The organism is Paraburkholderia tagetis (assembly GCF_022213065.1).
GTDB classification, from domain to species: Bacteria; Pseudomonadota; Gammaproteobacteria; order Burkholderiales; family Burkholderiaceae; genus Paraburkholderia; species Paraburkholderia tagetis.
The window spans coordinates 1-1,150 of the sequence record NZ_JAKLJA010000118.1 but is presented as its reverse complement, the minus strand read 5'-3'; the positions used below and the strand labels follow the sequence as shown (position 1 = coordinate 1,150).

General features: G+C 58.4%; 2 protein-coding genes. Both read right to left on the bottom strand.

What is annotated here, in order from left to right:
* The coding region (locus L5014_RS38510; RefSeq protein WP_420800216.1) for a hypothetical protein at nt 1-264 on the bottom strand (264 nt) is incomplete at its 3' end.
* A gap of 70 nt (nt 265-334) precedes the next feature.
* Nucleotides 335-1,150: Tn3 family transposase (locus L5014_RS38505; protein ID WP_420800215.1), on the bottom strand; the 816-nt coding region annotated here is incomplete at its 5' end.

The window sequence follows — 1,150 nt, the reverse complement described above, 5'->3', positions numbered from 1 at the left end:
GTGGTCGTGATAGCCGACCCGCCGCCCGCCCGTGGACAACCCGCGAGGCAACACCGACTGGAGGACGCATCCCAACGTAAAACCCAACCGCAAAACTGTCCGTCGAAGCGGGTCACCCTCAAGCAGGCGCGTGATCGCGTCGAAAGTACGCTCCCGCCGGATTTGAGGATCCATGGCAAGCAGGGCCGACTCCTGCTCCTCCATGCCGAGGAGATACAGGACATAGGGCAGAAGCTCCTCGAGCGTTCGGTCGAGAGTCAGCACTTTGCCTATGACCTTCTCGCGGCAGGTGGAGGCCTGGCCGGGATTCATTAAAAATCCGCCACATCTCAATCTAAGCTGCTGATTTGAATGCGAAATCAATCGTCGGATCGAGCGGTGGGACGGAACGCAAGAGATCCAGCAGATAGTCGCCGAACCGGTTGATGTGCTCGCGCCGGTACGGCGACAGCACCTTGAGGACCTCGGCATCGACCGGATGCCCCTTCGCCTGCAGTTCCTTCAACTTGCGCGACATCCACTGCACGTTGTACAGGATCACCATGTTCGCGACGAGGTGGTTGTACTTGATCACCTTGCGCTGCTCATGTCGGACGTTTTCGGCGATCACGCCTTCGCCACCGAACATCAGCCATTGAGCGAAGTCATTGAACTGCTCGCTCTTGTTGGTCGCCGCGTGAATCGTGCGCCGCAGGTCCGGTTCATTGAGATATTTCAGCAGGAACAGCGTCCGGATCACGCGTCCCAGCTCCCGGAATGCGAAGTAGAGCTTGTTTTTCGTGCTCTCCGATCCGAGGCGGCGCAGGATCGTCGACGGCGTCATCTTGCCTGCCTTGATCGACACCGCAACGCGCATCATGTCGGCATAGTGACGTTCGATCAGTGCCCAGTCAATCGCCTGACGGCACAAGCTGTCGATGTGCTTGTATTTGCGCCGCCGGTCAGCCTTGTACAGCACGAGATCCTTGATGTTGCGCATGCGCGGCATCAGGTTGATACCCACCACGTACGACAGACCGAAGACCGGACTGAGGTTCCCTCGGTTTTTCGCCTTCCAGAGGCCTCTGGCTATGCAGCCGCATCCTTGGTCTGCTGAGCTTTCATCCAGTTTTGCAGGAACTGAACCGGTGATACGAAGCCGAGCGACGAA